General features: G+C 53.4%; 16 protein-coding genes. 7 read left to right on the forward strand and 9 right to left on the reverse strand.

Annotated features, from left to right (window positions below; translation table 11 throughout):
* Positions 1-3: 3 nt before the first annotated feature.
* The 6 genes from RAC60_RS08135 to yeiP form a co-directional block, all read right to left on the reverse strand.
* Complete coding sequence (locus tag RAC60_RS08135) at positions 4-1,812, reverse strand: extracellular solute-binding protein (RefSeq protein WP_263757812.1); 1,809 nt, start codon at positions 1,810-1,812, stop codon at positions 4-6.
* A 41-nt stretch (positions 1,813-1,853) separates the two neighbouring features.
* Positions 1,854-3,431 carry a cyclic di-GMP phosphodiesterase gene (locus RAC60_RS08140; protein ID WP_375093287.1) on the reverse strand — a complete coding sequence of 526 codons (1,578 nt, stop codon included), beginning with the start codon at positions 3,429-3,431 and terminating at the stop codon, positions 1,854-1,856.
* A gap of 207 nt (positions 3,432-3,638) precedes the next feature.
* Entirely contained in the window at positions 3,639-4,205 is a 567-nt protein-coding gene (gene mepS, locus RAC60_RS08145; protein WP_006119961.1) for a bifunctional murein DD-endopeptidase/murein LD-carboxypeptidase, read from the reverse strand.
* Between the two features lie 509 nt (positions 4,206-4,714).
* Complete coding sequence (locus tag RAC60_RS08150; RefSeq protein ID WP_375093289.1) at positions 4,715-5,422, reverse strand: phosphatase PAP2 family protein; 708 nt, start codon at positions 5,420-5,422, stop codon at positions 4,715-4,717.
* A gap of 42 nt (positions 5,423-5,464) precedes the next feature.
* Positions 5,465-6,442, reverse strand: a complete 978-nt coding sequence (locus tag RAC60_RS08155) for a CobW family GTP-binding protein (RefSeq protein WP_375093291.1) — start codon at positions 6,440-6,442, stop codon at positions 5,465-5,467.
* 78 nt (positions 6,443-6,520) lie between these two features.
* Positions 6,521-7,093, reverse strand: coding sequence for an elongation factor P-like protein YeiP (gene yeiP / locus RAC60_RS08160; RefSeq protein ID WP_006119958.1), 573 nt, complete (start codon positions 7,091-7,093; stop codon positions 6,521-6,523).
* Between the two features lie 271 nt (positions 7,094-7,364).
* Here yeiP and RAC60_RS08165 point away from each other — a divergent pair, with 271 nt between their 5' ends.
* The 4 genes from RAC60_RS08165 (at position 7,365) to fruA (ending at position 11,895) form a co-directional block, all read left to right on the forward strand.
* On the forward strand, positions 7,365-7,619 hold the full coding sequence (locus tag RAC60_RS08165) for a YkgJ family cysteine cluster protein (RefSeq protein WP_006119957.1): 255 nt from the start codon (positions 7,365-7,367) through the stop codon (positions 7,617-7,619).
* A 496-nt stretch (positions 7,620-8,115) separates the two neighbouring features.
* Complete coding sequence (gene fruB, locus RAC60_RS08170) at positions 8,116-9,246, forward strand: fused PTS fructose transporter subunit IIA/HPr protein (protein ID WP_282498022.1); 1,131 nt, start codon at positions 8,116-8,118, stop codon at positions 9,244-9,246.
* Positions 9,243-10,181, forward strand: a complete 939-nt coding sequence (gene fruK, locus RAC60_RS08175; protein ID WP_006119955.1) for a 1-phosphofructokinase — start codon at positions 9,243-9,245, stop codon at positions 10,179-10,181. The genes fruB and fruK overlap by 4 nt, the downstream gene beginning before the upstream one ends.
* Before the next feature lie 16 nt (positions 10,182-10,197).
* Positions 10,198-11,895: a PTS fructose transporter subunit IIBC gene (gene fruA / locus RAC60_RS08180; RefSeq protein ID WP_006119954.1), complete on the forward strand. Its 1,698-nt coding sequence runs from the start codon at positions 10,198-10,200 to the stop codon at positions 11,893-11,895.
* Positions 11,896-11,931: 36 nt separating this feature from the next.
* Here the strand turns inward: fruA and nfo are convergent, their stop codons facing one another.
* From nfo to RAC60_RS08195, 3 genes are all read right to left on the reverse strand, one after another.
* Positions 11,932-12,774 (reverse strand): deoxyribonuclease IV, encoded by an 843-nt coding sequence (nfo, locus tag RAC60_RS08185; RefSeq protein ID WP_033740573.1) that lies wholly within the window; start codon positions 12,772-12,774, stop codon positions 11,932-11,934.
* Positions 12,775-13,014: 240 nt separating this feature from the next.
* The gene (locus RAC60_RS08190; RefSeq protein ID WP_033740571.1) at positions 13,015-13,944 is read right to left on the reverse strand and encodes an Rpn family recombination-promoting nuclease/putative transposase; all 930 of its coding nucleotides are present in this window, start codon (positions 13,942-13,944) and stop codon (positions 13,015-13,017) included.
* 180 nt (positions 13,945-14,124) lie between these two features.
* Positions 14,125-15,177, reverse strand: a complete 1,053-nt coding sequence (locus RAC60_RS08195) for a YeiH family protein (protein WP_058702633.1) — start codon at positions 15,175-15,177, stop codon at positions 14,125-14,127.
* Between the two features lie 102 nt (positions 15,178-15,279).
* Between RAC60_RS08195 and RAC60_RS08200 the strand changes: the two genes are divergently transcribed.
* The 3 genes from RAC60_RS08200 to RAC60_RS08210 all read left to right on the forward strand — a co-directional run bounded on the left by RAC60_RS08200 (position 15,280) and on the right by RAC60_RS08210 (position 18,174).
* Complete coding sequence (locus tag RAC60_RS08200; RefSeq protein ID WP_006119946.1) at positions 15,280-15,645, forward strand: YkvA family protein; 366 nt, start codon at positions 15,280-15,282, stop codon at positions 15,643-15,645.
* Positions 15,646-15,662: 17 nt separating this feature from the next.
* A complete protein-coding gene (gene yieE, locus RAC60_RS08205) occupies positions 15,663-16,532 on the forward strand; it encodes a DNA-binding transcriptional regulator YeiE (protein ID WP_033740566.1) in 870 nt (289 codons plus the stop codon).
* Between the two features lie 181 nt (positions 16,533-16,713).
* Entirely contained in the window at positions 16,714-18,174 is a 1,461-nt protein-coding gene (locus tag RAC60_RS08210; RefSeq protein ID WP_033740564.1) for an amino acid permease, read from the forward strand.
* The last annotated feature ends 29 nt before the right edge of the window (positions 18,175-18,203 follow it).

An 18,203-nucleotide genomic window follows, 5' to 3' on the forward strand; every position in this document is an offset into this window, starting at 1 on the left:
TCCTTAGCGTCGGTTAGCGGGCAGGCGGCCGGCTTTACTGACGTCATACCACCAGTTATCCAGTCCCGTACTGTAATCAGGTTTCCTCGCAGGATGGGAAAATTTATTCCAAAAGGCAAGGCGCTGGTCGGCGCTGTACCACATCGGGATCATGTACGCATTCCACAGCAAAATGCGGTCCAGCGCCTGCCCCAGTGGCAGCAAGGCGTCGGCGTCACCCTGATGGTCGACAATCGCTTTAACGAAGTGATCAACGACGGGATCCTGAACCCTGGCGTGGTTCCACGAGGACTGAATATAGTCCGACTGCCAGCTAGCCTGCAGGTTACGTGAGGGCGTTGGCATCGCGAGATACACCGTGCTGACCATATCATAGTCGCCGCTGCGCAGGCGACGCAGATACTGAGAGCTGTCAATCTGACGCAGCGTTAAGGTGATCCCCAGGCGGGAAAGGTTATGCTGGTAGGGAAGGGCCCATTCGCTGTTGGTGCCACCGGGCAACAGCAGCTCTGCCGTAAAGGGTTTTCCGTTCTTATCGTTCACCAGGCGTTGGTTTTTAACATGCCAGCCAGCCTGGTTCAGCAGGGACATGGCTTTAAGCAGGTTCGTGCGATCGTAACCGCTGCCATGGGTTGTCGGGGGTGCCCAGGTGTCGGTAAAGATGTCCGGCGGTAACTGCGCACGGAAAGGGGTGAGTAGCCGTTGCTGTGCGGCATCAGGTTGGCCCTTTGCAGCATAGTTTGTATTCTGGAAATAGCTGCTGGTACGTTTAAAGGCATGATAGAACAGCGTTTTATTCATCCATTCAAAATCAAAGGCCAGCGCCATCGCCTGGCGTACCCGTCGATCCTGAAACAGGGGTTTTTGATTATTGAGCGCCAGCCAGCGCGTATCAATTGACGCGGTATTGGGCATAGATTCTTTCACAATCTGCTGATCGTCAAAGTGACGGCCACGGTACTGCGTTGCCCATTTTTTCGCGGACGTCTCTTCTCGCAGGTCGAAAGCGCCGGCCTTAAACGCCTCAAACGCCACGTTGTCATCCAGGTAATAGTCGTAACGCATGACGTCAAAATTAAAGCGACCGCGGTTGACCGGCAAATCAGCTGCCCAGTAGTCCTTCACGCGACTGTACTCAATAAACTGGCCCAGCTTCCAGCGGCTGATGCGGTAAGGTCCGCTCGACAGAGGAGGCTGACTGAGCGGTTCGTTAAACTTTTTATTCTGCCAGAAGGTATGCGATATCACCGGCAGCGATAGTAAGCTCAGCATCAAATCTTTGTCGGGTGCCGGTAACGTAATACGCACCGTCAGACGATTAACCGCCTCCATCGTCACGCCGCGATAATAGAGACGAAACTGGGGTACGCCTTCGGTCATGAATGTGTGAAACGTAAACGCGACATCCTCAGCGGTAATGGCAGAGCCATCGTGAAATCGCGCACGCGGGTTAAGGGTGATCTCCATCCAGCGAAAATCAGCGGGATGACGGGCGGATTCGGCAATCAGCGGATAGTAACTGCCGGGTTCATCATCCGACGTGGTAAATAAGCTGTCATACAGTGTGCCGGTGCCCGCCGCCGGATTGCCGCGCGATGCGTAGCGGTTGAAATTGTCGTAGGTGCCGGGCACAGCCTGAACAATTTTGCCGCCCTTCGGCGCGTCAGGGTTCACATAGTCGTAATGATGAAAGTCCACGGCATACTTCGGCGTGCCCAACTGAGCAAACGTGTAACTGACCTGCACCGGGCTGGCGTGCAGCGGGCTGGTCAACCAGCAGCACAGCAGCAAAACAACATAGCGGAACGGCATAAAGAGGGCGGTCTCCTGAACGTTTTGACACCGCAGCGGTGTTACAGGCTGATGGACTGGCTGGTCTGGCGCAGAAAGAACGCCTTGACCTGTTCGGGCGGTAGCGGGCGGCTAAACAGATAGCCCTGCAAATGTGTCACGCCACGGTTGATCAGCCAGCTTGCCTGCTCATCCGTCTCAACGCCTTCCGCCACGCTCATCAGATTCAGTTTCTTTGACAGCTGTAAGACTGTATCCAGTACGGGCGAGGTAATCGTTTCGGTGCCAATACTTTGAACAAACCCACGGTCAATCTTCAGATAATCAAACGCATACTTTTCAAGATAGATTAATGCACTGTGCCCGGTACCGAAATCATCTACCGCAATTTTAATTCCGCGCTGATGAAGCCAGTCAAACAGTGCGGCCGCGTTACTGTTTTCCACCACAGCACGTTCAGTAATCTCAAAAACGTACTGAAAGTGATCGTGCGGCATGCTGTCTTGCCAGTACAGCACATCATCGCGAAAGCTGCAGGCACCCAGATGCAGCGGCGAAATATTAAGACTGATGCAGGTTCCTTTCGGCAGCGTGTGGCGCAGTAGATGTGCATCACGTGCAACCAGCTCAAAAAGGTGCCGGGTCAGGGGAATGATTTGGTTTTGCGCTTCGGCATAACTGATAAAAATGTCGGGTGAGATTGCTTCGCCTGAAGGGTGCGTCCAGCGAAGCAGCGCCTCAATGCCGTACGATTGCCTGTCTGCTGCTGTGATGATGGGCTGATATTCAACATGAAACTCGCCACGTCGAATGCCCATCGTGATTTCTTTACCGGGACGGCGCACCCGGGACAGTAACACCCAGCTCATCCCGCTGACAATTAACGCAAACAACAGGCTAATCAGCATGATCGTTTGGTAGTCGCTCGCCGATAAGGTTGAACCATAAAGTGCAAACTGAAACGGCAATCCGTCCATTGGCGTCTGCATAAGGGGTGAGGGGATCAGGTGATTTCGCACCAGCGTGGGCTGCCAGCTTGTCAGGGCAGTATTATGCGCAAGTAACGCGATACCGGTAATTTCGGGGTGAGATGACGCTTTGAGTTGATAAGGTGACAGGCTGACATTCAGCGTGACAAACAGGCCTGACTGCTGGGTACCGGGTTGTTTGATCCAGATCGCCAGCGCCGGTTTTGTTGGCTGCATTGGCGTTCCGGGCAGTAAACGAATATCCCGTTCACGTGTAGGATCGGTGCGCGGTGAGAGCGCGCTGAGCGGCTGAAAGAAACTCCCCGTCGCCGAGGAGCAAAAGGCATTACCGTCTTTAACCAGGATAATGGCGCGTATGTCACCCGCAAAGGCTGCACGCGCGGTTAATTCGTGATTAACGATGTAGCATTCAGACTTAACTAAGGGAAGCAGCGGAATGAGGGTATCTGAAATAAGGGCGTTCACGCTGTGCTGAAAATCGGTGCTGCTGTCGATGAGCAACTGCTTGTGTTGTTGCTTGCGATGGTGCTGGGTCTGAATAAGCAAAACAGACGTTAACAACAAGAAAAACAAACTACCAACAATCGCGCTCTTCCACGCGATGCGACGAGGATAAGTTGCCTGGCGTATCAGCGCCCGCGACAATGGCATGAAGTGCTTCCCCTGATCAAAATACAAAACTAAATGATGCACAATCGCACACATTTTCGCGTTTGAGAATATAACGAGTCAGTTAGTAATGTCTCGTTATTATTTTGATAAACAAGTATTTTTTAAGTTGATTCGCTGGATTCAGAAAAAAAAACGCTGCATAGGCAGCGTTCTTTTTTCTCTGGCTGAGAGGACGTTCGTTCTACACTAGCTCGGATTTCGACTTAATACCCGACGTGCTTCGCGATAACGTTTTTTCCAGTAATCTTCATTAAGGCTGGAGATCATCACGCCGTTGCTGGTCGAGGCATGAACAAAGTTGTCGTTGCCAAGATAGATACCAACATGACGGCCGGTGGAACCTGCACGGAAGAGGACTAAGTCACCCGGGCGCAATCTGCTGCGTGCGATTTCTTTCCCTGTTCCCTGCTGTTCGGAGGTCGAACGAGGAAGATCTAATCCAAATTGTTCACGAAAAGTACGCTGTACGAAAGCGGAACAATCAATGCCGCGTTTAGTATCACCGCCAAGACGGTAACGTACACCTTTCCAGCTCGCGTATTGATCCATGATGCGTGTCTTAACATCGACATTACGCACCATCTCTTCGAACTCATCCTGAGACGCTTGAAGTAAAAAACCATTCTGGTTGTTAACTTCATGATTCTCGATTTTTGCGTTATGGGTACTGCTACAAGCTGAGAGGAGTGTTGCCAGCGCCAGAGCGGGCGCTATCCGCCAGATATATCTCAGTATTGGTTGAGACTTGACCATTATTCGGGTTTTCCTTCGAAGTCCTTACGACAAGATTGTCGCCAGCCAGATGACAAAACGGAATGAGATTAATAAGCCAGCCAGAACAAGACAACGCTTTAATTATAAAAATGTGTAAATCACCACAATTTATCTGTTAAAGAATGCTTAATACCGCGACTTCTTTCTCACTGCGACCGAGATTAACCGATTCCCGAGGCCGTGGCGAGTGCTTTTAATCAAATTCTGATAGGTTTTTTTGATACTTATCAAACTTAAATGACTTGTTCACTTTATCAACAGGAATGCAAGTGTAATAACAGGATGAAAGGGGAAAACAGACGCTAATTCCAGGCATAGTGCGGGTTACGGGGAGGGCGGCGGCGCGGCTGGCTTTCATCAGACAGGATAAATCCTGTAATATCATCGGCTTCAGTGTGATTTTTTGTTAGCGTGCTAATTGTTACTTTAAGTTTTTTATAAGTAAGGGCGGTTTAAAATTTAATCATTAACCCGCCCTCGCTAATTAATTACCCTTGGGGTTTATTTTTGCCCGGTAATTTGTGATAAAACCAATTAACCAGATAATCACTTGCCGGTGTTAATAACCACCAGCTCAATCCCACCAGAACAACAGAAAGCGAACCTACCGTAATATCCGTAAACCAGTGCGCGCCAGCCATCACGCGCGGCAAAGCGAATAAAGCGACAATTACCACGCCGACTAAAAACGGGCGAAAGCCAAAATAACGCCACATAAATGCCGCAAAGATCATCAGCATCATGCCATGATCGCCGGGAAAACTGTCCTTTGACGCATCTTTGGCGGGAATGCCGGTCAGCTCACTGACACGATGCACGCCGTCAAAAAACAGCGTCGGGCTGGCGTGTTTGACCGGCAACAGATGGCCGGCCTGATTCAGAACGACCGCAGTCACAAGCATGGTAATGCCAATGGCCAGCATACGACGTCGACCGGTGGGCGTTTCGCGGTACCACAGCCACAGATAGAGCAAGCCCATTGCCAGCAAGGACACGGCATCAAAGCCGCGAAAATTAGTGATGGCAACCAGCAGGGCAAACGCCGGGTGAGCAACCATCTCATTATTGAAGGCGAAAAAAATCCCTTTATCAATTTCAAACCAAAACCCGTGATGAGGCGGTAAGTACCAAGAAAAAAACAGCATCATCCCCAGTGCATTAAGCAGGAGGATGGTGACAAGACGTGTTGCGTGCATAAATCTGCCCCAGTAAAAAAATAACCGCCGACCATAACCATGTCAGCTTAAACGAATCTTCAACAAGGCGGATTGTAAACTATTCCAGTCGGCAGGTGCGGAATGAATCATCTCAACACGGCTGTCTGGCGGCGTTGTGTCCAGCAATGCATAATGAAAATCCTCCCCCTGACGATTGATACTGACTGAGCCTTCCTTTATTCGCAGGAAGCCTTTGACCCGATCTACAGGGGCAAGCCGCGCCCATTCAAGCAGGGGCTGAGCGTCAAACACCGTTTCATTGTCAAAAAGCCAGCCGCAGGCGACATAACCCTGGCCCTGATTGAGCGCCCGACGCCACGCGCTCTGCCCGTCAAGACGCATTGCCGCAATACCACTGCCCGGGGGCGTTGAATGAGAGTGATGTGCAGGATGCGGAATGTCGCGCGGCGCGCCTCGCGGTTTGTCCAGCAAGGCTGGAGGGATACGGCCAAATTCCGTAGCCACAAACGGGCGATCGGCCTGATGCGCTGTCCGCCATTGTGCCAGGCGCTGCTTATCATGGTCACTCCAGCGATCGCGTTTATTGCCAATGATGATGTCGGCGGCGAGGAGTTGATCGCGAAAGTTTTCATTATTGAGGATACGTGGGTCGGCAAGCTGGCGCGCATCCAGCAGCGTCAGTGTCGCCTGAAGCGTGAGCCAGGGCTCATAGGCAGGCGAGGTCAGCATGGTCAGGAGCTGGCGGGGATGGCCGAGTCCAGTGGGTTCGATTAATAAACGGTCGGGTTTAGTCTGCTTTAACAGCCTGTTCAACCCAATTTGCATGGGCAGTCCGTTAACGCAACACATACAGCCGCCGGGAATCTCTTTTAGCGTGGCGCCGCGGTTGGCAAGTAATGCGCCATCAATACCAATCTCACCGAATTCATTGACCAGTACAGCCCAGTTTTCCCCGGCGGGCTTATGCGCTAACAGGTGAAGCAGCGTAGTGGTCTTTCCGCTGCCTAAAAATCCGGTAAGGAGGTTAACACGTGTCATGCCTGAAGCTCCTGCAAAGCATTATGCGAATATTGTTATAGTATAACAATATTCGCCTGCCGCACGCGCCAGTCTGGATCAGTCGGCGCGTCCCATATAGCGGCGCTCTGCCACATGGATGCGAATGCGCTCACCGTTACTGAGATATTCGGGCACCTGCACGACCAGGCCTGTACTCATCCCGGCAGGCTTTGTGCGTGCGCTGGCCGACGCGCCTTTAATTCCGGGCGAGGTGTCCACAATTTCCATGTCAACCGTCTGAGGCAGTTCAAGCGCCAGCACCTGTCCGTCCATGGTGAGCACCTGGATACCGGGAATGCCCCCTTCAGGGATAAACAGCAGTTCTTCTTCTATTTGCTCTTTTTTGAAGGCGTAAGGCGTGTAATCTTCATCGTCCATGAAGACGTATTCATCACCATCAATATAAGAGAAGGTGACGCTGCGGCGGCTCAGCGAAATGGCATCAATAATTTCATCGCCTTTGAAGCGTTCTTCTACTTTCATGCCGGTGCGCACATCGGTAAAGCGCATTTTATACAGCGTTGCCGCGCCCCGGGCGCTTGGGCTCTGGACATCAATGTCTTTCACCAGCAGCAGTTTGCCGTTATGGGTGACGGCCATTCCTTTTTTGATTTCGTTCGCTTTTGGCATTGCGGTTCTCGCTGTCAAAGTGATAGTGCGCGCAACGTTACTCGCGCGGACGTGAACAGGCAAGACAGCGCGAAAAATTTTGTGCCTGATGGCGACTAACAGGATAAAGCCACCTCAGTATACATCATGGATCATGACGTCATTGGCGTTGCAAAGGCGACATCACAGCATGACCGGCGATCGGCGCCTGGCCTGTTTCTCTGTAAAGGTGATGTCAGGGTAAGGCACGTTCTGTTATCGTGCGCGCTTTAGCGGTTCGAGGAGGTAAAAGATGGAATGTCGTACAGACTGTGGCGCATGTTGTATTGCCCCGAGCATTTCCTCGCCCATTCCGGGAATGCCACAGGGCAAACCCGCTAATACCCGGTGCGTTCAGCTTGCGGATAATAACCTCTGTAAAATTTTTGGATCGCCTCTGCGTCCGAAAGTGTGCGCCGGACTACAGCCATCGGTTGAGATGTGCGGTAGTAACCGTCATTATGCGATGGATTATCTTATTCACCTTGAGCAAAGTACCGCCCCCTGATTTCCCCGGTGCAGGTTCCCGTCTTCGCTGCGTTTGTTGTCTTTTGAGACATCATCACCGTTTAAAAACGCCGCATTTCTGGCTGTATTGTCGACGGCATAATTTATCCTCTGGTGCATGTTAATCGCTCCCTGCCTGCATGGCGTCCTGAATTTGTTCGTATCTTTGTGAAAGTGTTTGCTGACGCTGACGCTGAAGCAGAGCAGAGGCATGCGATTAATGGCAAGGAGCTGACGTTGCTGAAATTCCCCTCCTGTTAATCGACCTCATGTCACCCAGACTTCAGCACGCTTTTTAAGATTATCCTCTGATCTCACTGAATTGTGCGTAACGTCAAAGATCTGCTACGTCGTTGACGCATTTTCTTGCCAGTGACACGCATGTTCAGCACAATTCTTGAAACGTTTCAGCGTTGCTGTAGCGGCCTTTAGTGGCACGAACAGCAAGATTCGACACCAGTAAGCTGAAACGATTCAATCAGCAAGCGAGGAGAATTATGTTCCAGCTCGAATTGCAGGCCATCCATACCGGAGCCAGCGCCCAAAATAAAGAAGATGCGATTCGTCAGGTTGCGGCGGCACTTACTGCTGCAGGTAACGTGGCGGAAGGTTATGTCAACGGTATGCTGGCACGTGAGCAGCAGACCTCTACCTTTTTGGGTAATGGTATTGCCATTCCTCACGGCACCACCGACACGCGCGATCTGGTGCTGAAAACCGGCGTGCAGGTCTTTCAGTTTCCGCAGGGCATTGCCTGGGGCGACGATCAGACCGCCTATGTCGCGATTGGTATTGCGGCCAAATCCGATGAACACCTAGCCTTGTTACGTCAGCTTACGCATGTGCTGAGTGATGACTCTGTTGCCGAACAGCTTAAAACGGCCTCAGCGGAAGATCTGCGTGCGCTGCTGATGGGTGAGAAGCAGCCCGCAGCGTTCAGCTTTGACACCTCCCTGATTACCCTCGACGTCAATGCACGTGATTTGATGACGTTGCAGGCCTTAAATGCCGGGCGTTTACAGGCGGCGGGCGTGGTTGATGCCAGCTATGTCGCGGATGTGGTGTCCCGCCATCCTCTGAGTCTGGGACAGGGCATCTGGCTCAGTGACAGCGGTAAAGGCAATCTGCAAAGCGGCGTAGCCGTCAGCCGCGTAGCGAGCGCGTTTGAGCACCAGGGCGAACCGGTCAACATGCTGATAAGCGTGGCAGCCGTTGATGAGCGTCCTCTGGACGTGCTGGGCTACCTCAGCGCTCTGCTGCAGAGTAATAAGGCCGATCGTTTATTAAAAGCGGATGCGGCAGGTGTTTATGCTCTGCTGACCAGCGAAGTCGACGAGCAGGCGGACCAACTGACTGCAGAATTCACGATCCGCAACGAGCATGGCTTACATGCGCGTCCGGGTACGGCACTGGTGAGCGTTATCAAGCAGTTTAACAGTGAGATCACGATTACGAACCTCGACGGCAGCGGCAAACCGGCGAACGGACGCAGCCTGATGAAAGTGGTCGCGCTGGGCGTGAAAAAAGGCCATCGCCTGCGTTTCACTGCCAGTGGTGATGATGCACAGCAGGCATTAGACGCCATCGAAGAAGCAATCAACAGCGGATTAGGTGAGGGGGCAGCATGACCAGACGTGTGGCAACTATCACGTTGAATCCTGCGTACGACCTGGTCGGCTATACGCCTGAAATTGAGCGCGGTGAAGTGAACCTGGTGAAGACCACCGGATTGCATGCTGCCGGTAAAGGCATCAATGTTGCCAAAGTGCTGAAAGATCTGGGGATTGATGTCACCGTAGGGGGCTTTCTGGGGAAAGATAACCAGGATGGTTTCCAACAGCTGTTCAGTGAACTGGGGATTGCTAACCGCTTTCAGGTAGTCAATGGCCGTACCCGCATCAACGTCAAGCTCACCGAGCAAAACGGGGACGTCACCGATCTCAACTTTTCCGGCTTCAGGGTGACCGCGCAGGACTGGGATCGTTTTACCAGCGATTCATTAACCTGGCTGGGTCAGTTCGACATGGTTTGCGTTAGTGGCAGCCTGCCGGAAGGTGTCGATCCTGACGCCTTTACCCGCTGGATGACCGAACTGCGCACCCATTGCCCATGCATTATCTTCGACAGCAGCCGTGAAGCGCTGGTCGCAGGCCTGAAGGCCGCACCATGGCTGGTCAAACCCAACCGTCGCGAGCTGGAAATCTGGGCGGGACGTAAACTCCCTACGTTGCAGGATGTGATTAACGCAGCGCACGAGTTGCGTGAGCAGGGCATTGCACATGTGGTGATTTCTCTGGGTGCAGAAGGCGCACTTTGGGTCAATGCCTCAGGTGAATGGATTGCTAAACCGCCGGTGTGCGAGGTTGTCAGCACCGTTGGGGCAGGTGACTCCATGGTAGGTGGCCTGATTTATGGCCTGTTAATGCGTGAATCCAGTGAACATACGTTACGTCTGGCTACTGCGGTAGCCGCGATGGCCGTGAGCCAGAGCAACGTTGGCGTTACCGATCGTACCCAGTTGGCCGCAATGATGGCGCGCGTCGACTTACAACCCGTTAACTAACAGCAGGAGAGCGATAGTGAAAACGCTGCTGATAAAAGATCCTTCAACAGGACTGGCCTCTGCCTACATGGCAAAACAACGTCTGGCTGCTGCGGCTGCGCAGGCGGGTTTGACGCTAACAGAAAACCCGGCGGAAGCCGAACTGGTGATTGTCACCGGTCAACATGTGCCTGACGATGCTGCGCTGAACGGAAAATCCGTCTGGCTGGGCGATGTTCAACAGGCGGTCAGTGAGCCAGAACAGTTCCTGAACCGTGCGAAAGCCGAAGCGAAACCCTGGCAGGCCCGCGCAGCCGCTCCGGCTGCAACCCCTGCAACAGCGTCAGCTAACGGACCAAAACGCGTGGTTGCCGTAACGGCCTGTCCAACGGGTGTAGCACATACGTTTATGGCGGCTGAAGCTATTCAGGCTGAAGCGACCAAACGCGGCTGGTGGGTAAAAGTTGAAACCCGTGGCTCTGTTGGTGCAGGTAACGCGATTACGCCAGAAGAAGTGGCGGCGGCCGATCTGGTGATCGTGGCGGCGGATATCGAAGTGGACCTGGCGAAGTTTGCGGGTAAGCCGATGTACCGTACCTCAACCGGCCTGGCGCTGAAGAAGACCGCTCAGGAACTGGATAAAGCCGTTGCTGAAGCGAAGCCGTTTAAACCGTCCGGCGCGCAAAACAGCAATCAGGAAGAGAAAAAAGAGGGCGGTGCAGGCGCTTACCGTCATCTGTTAACAGGCGTGTCTTACATGCTGCCGATGGTGGTGGCTGGTGGTCTGAGTATCGCGCTGTCGTTTGCGTTTGGTATTACGGCGTTTAAAGAGCCGGGTACGCTGGCGGCTGCGCTGATGCAAATCGGTGGCGGTAGCGCGTTTGCCCTGATGGTGCCGGTACTGGCGGGTTTTATCGCGTTCTCTATCGCGGACCGTCCGGGCCTGACGCCGGGCCTGATTGGCGGGATGATCGCCACCAGCATCAACGCGGGCTTCCTTGGCGGCATCATCGCGGGCTTTATTGCGGGGTATGCAGCCAAACTCATTAGCGGCAAAGTGAAGCTGCCACAAAGTATGGAAGCGTTAAAACCTATCCTGATCATTCCGCTGTTTGCCAGCCTGATCACCGGCTTGCTGATGATTTATGTGGTCGGTAAACCCGTCGCGGGCATCATGAGCGGTTTGACCAGTTGGCTGGCTCACATGGGAACGGCTAACGCTATCCTGCTGGGTGCTATCCTCGGCGGTATGATGTGTACCGACATGGGTGGTCCTGTTAACAAAGTTGCCTACGCTTTCGGTGTCGGTCTGCTGAGTTCACAAACCTATGCACCGATGGCCGCCATTATGGCTGCGGGTATGGTGCCACCGCTGGCAATGGGCCTGGCGACGCTGGTTGCCCGTCGTAAATTCAATAAAGGTCAGCAGGAAGGAGGTAAAGCCGCGCTGGTTCTGGGCCTGTGCTTTATCTCAGAAGGTGCGATTCCGTTTGCCGCTCGTGACCCCATGCGCGTCCTGCCATGCTGTATCGTCGGCGGTGCGGTGACCGGTGCCACTTCTATGGCGATTGGTGCCAAACTGATGGCACCGCACGGCGGCCTGTTCGTGCTGTTGATTCCAGGTGCAATTACCCCGGTACTGGGTTACCTGCTGTCGATTGTTATCGGCACAGCCATTGCCGGATTAGGGTATGCGGTGCTGAAACGCCCGGAAGAAGAACTGGCGAAAGCCTGATCTTAAAAGGAAAAAGGAGCCGCCAGGCTCCTTTTTTTAACGTTGCTCTGATTTGAGCCAGGCTATTTCATCTTTCCAGATATCCGGATTGATGGTCTCCAGAATCAGTGGAATACCATCGAAGCGCGAATCCTTCATTATCCAGCTAAATACGGTTTTACCGATATTGCCTTCTCCCAGGCTGTGGTGACGGTCAACCCGGCTGCCCAGCGTACTTTTGGCATCATTCAGGTGCATGCCACGCAGATAATTAAATCCGACTATGCGATCAAACTCGGCAAAGGTTTCAGTACAGGCGGCTTCGCTGCACAGGTCATATCCGCCGGCGAAAGCATGGCAGGTATCAATACAAACACCTACGCGAGATTTATCTTCAACGTGTTCGATAATGGTCGCGAGATGCTCAAAGCGAAAGCCCAGATTACTGCCCTGTCCGGCGGTGTTTTCAATCACGGCGGTGACGTTGCGGGTCTGATCCAGTGCGATATTGATGGACTCAGCGATACGTTTTAAACAGGTCAGCTCGTCAATCTGCTGTAAATGGCTACCCGGATGAAAATTCAACAGTGTCAGGCCCAGTTGCTCTGCACGCTGCATTTCATCCACGAAGGCATCGCGGGATTTCTGCAGGGCTTCCATAACCGGATGCCCCAGATTAATCAGATAGCTGTCATGAGGCAGAATCTGATCTGATGAAAAGTGGTATTTCTCGCAGGCAGCGCGAAAGGCAGCAATGGTCTCATCCGAGAGCGGGGCGGCTTTCCACTGGCGCTGATTTTTGGTGAACAGCGCAAACGCCGTGGCTTCCAGTTCATGCGCGCGGATCACTGCCTGATCCACGCCACCCGATGCGCTGACGTGCGCGCCAATATACTTCATGCCGTTCTCCTGAAGGGTTCAACTCAGTCTGAACGGCATGATACACGATGACACTGGGGCAAAACGCAGCGCGGCGGAAATTTTTACACCCGGATTAGGCAGGCAAACAGCAGCGCGACAGGATAATATCTGCTGCCCCGCAGAACAGAGCGGCGTCAGAAAGGACAGGCTGCCAGCATGGCGAGCTGGCAAGCGTCTGCAACAGAATGATGCGGGGACTAAAAAGGTTGGGCAAACCTGTCAGTGGCGGAGTTGCGCGATATCTTTTTCGCTCAGGCCGGTCATTTTGATGACGGTAGGGCGGTCAAAGCCGTTAGTTAACATGACCCGGGCAATCTTCAGCGCTTCTTCCTTTCTGCCTTTCTCAAGACCACGCTGTTCGCCCAAACGGATACCTTTCTCAATCCCTTTTTGTTCCAGCTGTTCTGCAATGGTCATCAGTGCGTCTCCGTGTTGCGGCACCCGCTGTGCCAGCTTATGGATTAAGGCATGCGCATCCGACACCTCGCCCGCCTGCACCATGTAGTTTACCAGCGAGATAACCTGTGATGAAGAGAGATATTCATTTGTGAGAATAGCCACCAGCCTGTCAAGCATCACGGTCAGATTACGCTGATGGATGTGCTTCTGAAGTAACGTTAAGGCGGCCATACGGCGGTGGTGCAGGATCTCGTCGTCAGGGATACGCGTTACGTCAACCAAAGGGAAAGCCGCCGTGTAAAGTTTGCCCGCCTGATCCGGTAACGCAAAGCCATCCAGCCAGCAGAGAGAATAGGGATAGGGGCTACGTTTACCGGTGTAGAACAAGACGGGAATGACTAACGGCAGCGTTTGATGTCCGGCTTGCAGATGGCGATGCATGGCGGCCACCGCATAGCGCATTAACCTGAAGGCCATGTGTTTATCCGGACCAGACTGGTGTTCAATAAGGACGTGGATATAGCCTTCGCCGGACGCGGTTTTCACGCTGTACAGCACATCGCTATAGTACTGCCGCAGGTCGTCCTCGACAAAGGAACCCGATTCCAGCTTAAGCGTGGTCAGATCGCACAGGGCGCGCAACGCTTGTGGCAGGTGGATCGCCATAAAATCCCGCGCCACGTCCGGTTCGGTCAGAAACTGTCGGAACAGCGCGTCGTGAGGTGTCGGTGTTGGGGACGTTCTCTTCATCAGTTCCGGCTCGTAAAAATCACCGGTCTACAATAGAGCTACGGGAGGATCTTACCTAATAACAATGGCTTAATTTACGGCGCTTCTCGCAACGTTGGGGTGAGATGAACACCTTCAGCACGCGAGCAAACGGGCTAACCGGCCTGCATGCGGCCGGTTTAATAAAGACATGAACGTGCCTTACGCGATAAAACGCTGAACCAGCAGGTTAATCGTGCCGCCGCCCAGCACCAGCCAGCCAAAGACCAGTGCCCCCAACAGCACAGGTTTATAGCCCGCTGCACGCAGGGCAGTGAAACGGGTGGTCAGACCCAGTGCCGCCATTGCCATGGTCAGCAATATTCCTCCCAGCGTGTTGAACATATTCACCCATCCGGCCGGCAGCCAGTGCAGCGAGTTGAACAAGGCGACAACGACAAACATCAGGGCAAACCATGGAAACGTCACCGGCTTTGCGCTCTGCTGTTCTGCCTGCTCACGTCGCAGGACGCCGCTCAGCAACAGTAAAAACGGCGCCAGCAGCATGACGCGCAGCATTTTCGCGATAACGGCGCTGCTTTCGGTTTCGGGCGCAATGCTGTGTCCGGCAGCAACGACCTGCGCCACCTCATGAATGGTTGAACCGGTAAAAATGCCAAACTGCGTCAGCGTGACACGGGGAAAAAAGTCATGCACCAGTGGCCACAAAACGGGATAAATAAAAATCGCCAGGGTACCAAACAGCACCACCGTAGCGACGGCAACGGCCACTTTTGACGGCGCCGCTTTGACCACCGGTTCCGTGGCCAGCACCGCCGCGGCGCCACAGATGCTGCTGCCTGCACCAATTAACCATACAGTTTCGCGGTCAAGCTTCAGCAGACGTCGGCCCAGCAGGCAGGTCACAAAGAACGTACTGCTCAGGGTCAGCACATCAATCAGCAGACCGCTTAATCCCACGTCGGTGATTTGCTGCAAGGTGATGCGAAAGCCAAACAGAATCACACCGAGCCTGAGCAGTTTTTGTTTTGCCAGCTGTACGCCCGCGTCACACTGGCCGGCAAGAGGAGAGTAAACGCTGTTACCGACGATGATGCCCAGCATAATCGCCAGAGTTAATGATCCCAGACCCAGACGAGCGATGCCTGGCACCTGGGCCACAGCGGCAGTCACGCTGGCGATCAGGCCGCATAACAACAGGCCGGGTAGCCACTGCTGAACGAAAGGATTTTTTGAGAGGGTGATGTCTGCCATGATTACGCTCCTGGTTGAGCGCTCATCATCATGCGGGGCTTGTTAAAAGTGAAATTGATTATATATTTATAATCTACCGCTATAAGTGATAAGGCAGGAACTATGCTGTTTGCACGACTGAAACGCTTAATCACGCTCATCAAACGCGATGTGCTGACGCTCGCCTTTGCCTGTCGCGATCCTCAAACACCGCTGTGGTGTAAAGGCCTGGCCGCCGGGTTGCTGGCGTACGGCATAAGTCCGATCGATTTGATTCCGGATGTTATCCCGGTTGTGGGATTAGTAGACGATGCCGTCATTATCCCTGCCGGTGTCATGTTACTGCTGAAAATGCTGCCGCGCGAGGTTCGGGCCCGCAGCGTCGCGCGTGCGCAGCAACAGCGTGCACGCGGTAAAAAAGTATTGGGTGTACTGGGTGTGATTTTTCTGCTGTGGATCGCCCTGATCGTTTACCTTGTCGCGCGCTAAGTGATTCCGGAGTTTTCATGCATATTACCCTGCGACAAATTGAAGTGTTTACCGAGGTGCTTAAAAGCGGCTCTACCACCCAGGCTTCTCAGGTGCTGGCGCTCTCCCAGTCTGCTGTCAGTGCCGCCCTGGCTGATCTGGAAAACCAGTTAGGTGTGCAGCTTTTCGATCGGGTAGGAAAGCGGCTAGTGCTCAACGAACATGGCCGGTTACTTTATCCCCGTGCCGTTGGCCTGCTCGAACAGGCCACAGAAATCGAACAGTTATTTAAAGAAGATAACGGGGCTATTCGTATTTATGCCAGCAGCACCATCGGAAATTATCTGCTGCCGGGGATGATTGCCGGTTACCGCCGTGATTTCCCCACGTTGCCTTTAGAGCTGAGCGTGGGAAACAGTCAGGACGTGATCACAGCCGTTTCCGATTTTCGCGTCGATGTGGGATTAATTGAGGGGCCGTGCCATATGACAGAACTGGTCAGCGAGCCCTGGCTGGAAGATGAACTGGTGGTCTTTGCCGCACCGGACGCCGCCATTTTGCAGCAGCCCGTCACGCTGACCTCGCTGGCTGAGGCCACCTGGATTCTCCGCGAGCGCGGCTCAGGTACGCGCGAGATTGTCGATTATCTGCTGTTGTCCCATTTGCCGACATTTCAGTTGGGCATGGAGCTGGGCAACTCCGAAGCGATAAAGCATGCCGTGCGACACGGGATGGGCATCAGTTGCTTATCACGTCGGGTGATTGCCGAGCAGTTGAGCGCCGGGACGCTGATTGAGCTGAAAACGCCTTTGCCGAATCTGACGCGCACGCTTTATCGCATCCACCATCGACAAAAACACATCTCAAAAGCCCTGTCGCGGTTTTTATCGTACTGCCGGGAAACGTAAACGCCCGATGAATGGTGGTTTAATCAGCGGTTCAACCCCTTGAATTTCAGGGAAACAGGCGGCGCCGCTAATAATTTCGCGCCAATCATGAAGGTAACTAATAACAGCGTAGCATTCGCTATACAGCGTGGCCTTTGCTGCTACAATCGCGCCTTATTTTTACCCAGCGTAATGTTTACACATGCATAATGATACAAATACAACACAACAACCTGCGTTACGACGCGATCTAAAAGCACGCCATCTCACCATGATCGCCATTGGCGGATCAATCGGTACAGGTCTGTTTGTGGCATCCGGTGCCACCATCTCTCAAGCTGGCCCCGGCGGGGCATTACTCTCATATGCCTTAATTGGCTTAATGGTCTATTTCCTGATGACCAGCCTCGGCGAACTGGCTGCCTTTATGCCGGTTTCCGGCTCCTTCGCCACCTACGGTGCCAAATACGTGGAAGAGGGCTTTGGTTTCGCCCTGGGCTGGAATTACTGGTACAACTGGGCGGTCACCATTGCTGTCGACCTGGTGGCATCGCAACTGGTTATGAATTACTGGTTCCCCGACACGCCGGGCTGGATCTGGAGCGCACTGTTCCTGAGCCTGATGTTCCTGATCAATTACATTTCAGTCAAAGGCTTTGGCGAAACCGAATACTGGTTCTCCTTGATCAAAGTCGCCACCGTCGTGATCTTTATCGTGGTGGGCGTGTTGATGATTGTGGGCATTATGCGTGGCGCGGAAAATGCAGGCTGGCATAACTGGCAGGTAGGCGATGCGCCGTTTGCCGGAGGCTTCGCGGCGATGATCGGTGTTGCGATGATTGTCGGCTTTTCTTTCCAGGGGACTGAACTCATTGGCATAGCGGCGGGTGAATCTGAAGATCCGGCGAAAAACATTCCGCGCGCCGTGCGTCAGGTGTTCTGGCGCATCCTGCTGTTTTATGTGCTGGCCATTCTGATTATCAGTCTGATTCTGCCCTATACCGATCCGCAACTGCTGCACAATGATATTAAAGATATCAGCGTGAGTCCGTTTACCCTGGTGTTCCAGAATGCCGGCCTGCTGTCTGCGGCGGCGGTCATGAACGCGGTGATTTTAACGGCGGTACTGTCGGCGGGTAACTCCGGGATGTATGCCTCAACGCGCATGTTGTATAACCTGGCGTGTGAAGGTAAAGCGCCGCGCATTTTTGCCCGGCTGTCAAAAGGCGGCGTACCGCGTAATGCGTTATGGGCCACCACCGTCGTCGCGGGTTTGTGCTTTTTAACCTCAAAATTTGGTAATCAGGAAGTCTATCTCTGGCTGCTGAATACCTCCGGTATGACAGGCTTTATCGCTTGGTTAGGGATTGCCATCAGTCACTATCGTTTCCGTCGCGGTTATGTGGCGCAGGGGCGCGATCTGAGCGACTTGCCGTACCGCTCAGGCTTCTTCCCACTGGGGCCCATTTTTGCCTTTGTACTCTGTCTGATTATTACGCTCGGTCAGAATTACCAGGCCTTCCTGCAGGACACCATTGACTGGTACAGCGTTGCAGCGACCTATATTGGCCTGCCCTTGTTCCTGCTGATCTGGCTGGGTTACAGGCTGGTGCGGGGCGGACGCATTGTGAAATACAGTGAGATGGAATTTCCCCGCTCATAACGGGTTAAAAGCGCACGGTAAACGCCGTG

Source organism: Pantoea sp. BR_17, from assembly GCF_041955125.1.
Lineage (GTDB): Bacteria > Pseudomonadota > Gammaproteobacteria > Enterobacterales > Enterobacteriaceae > Pantoea > Pantoea stewartii.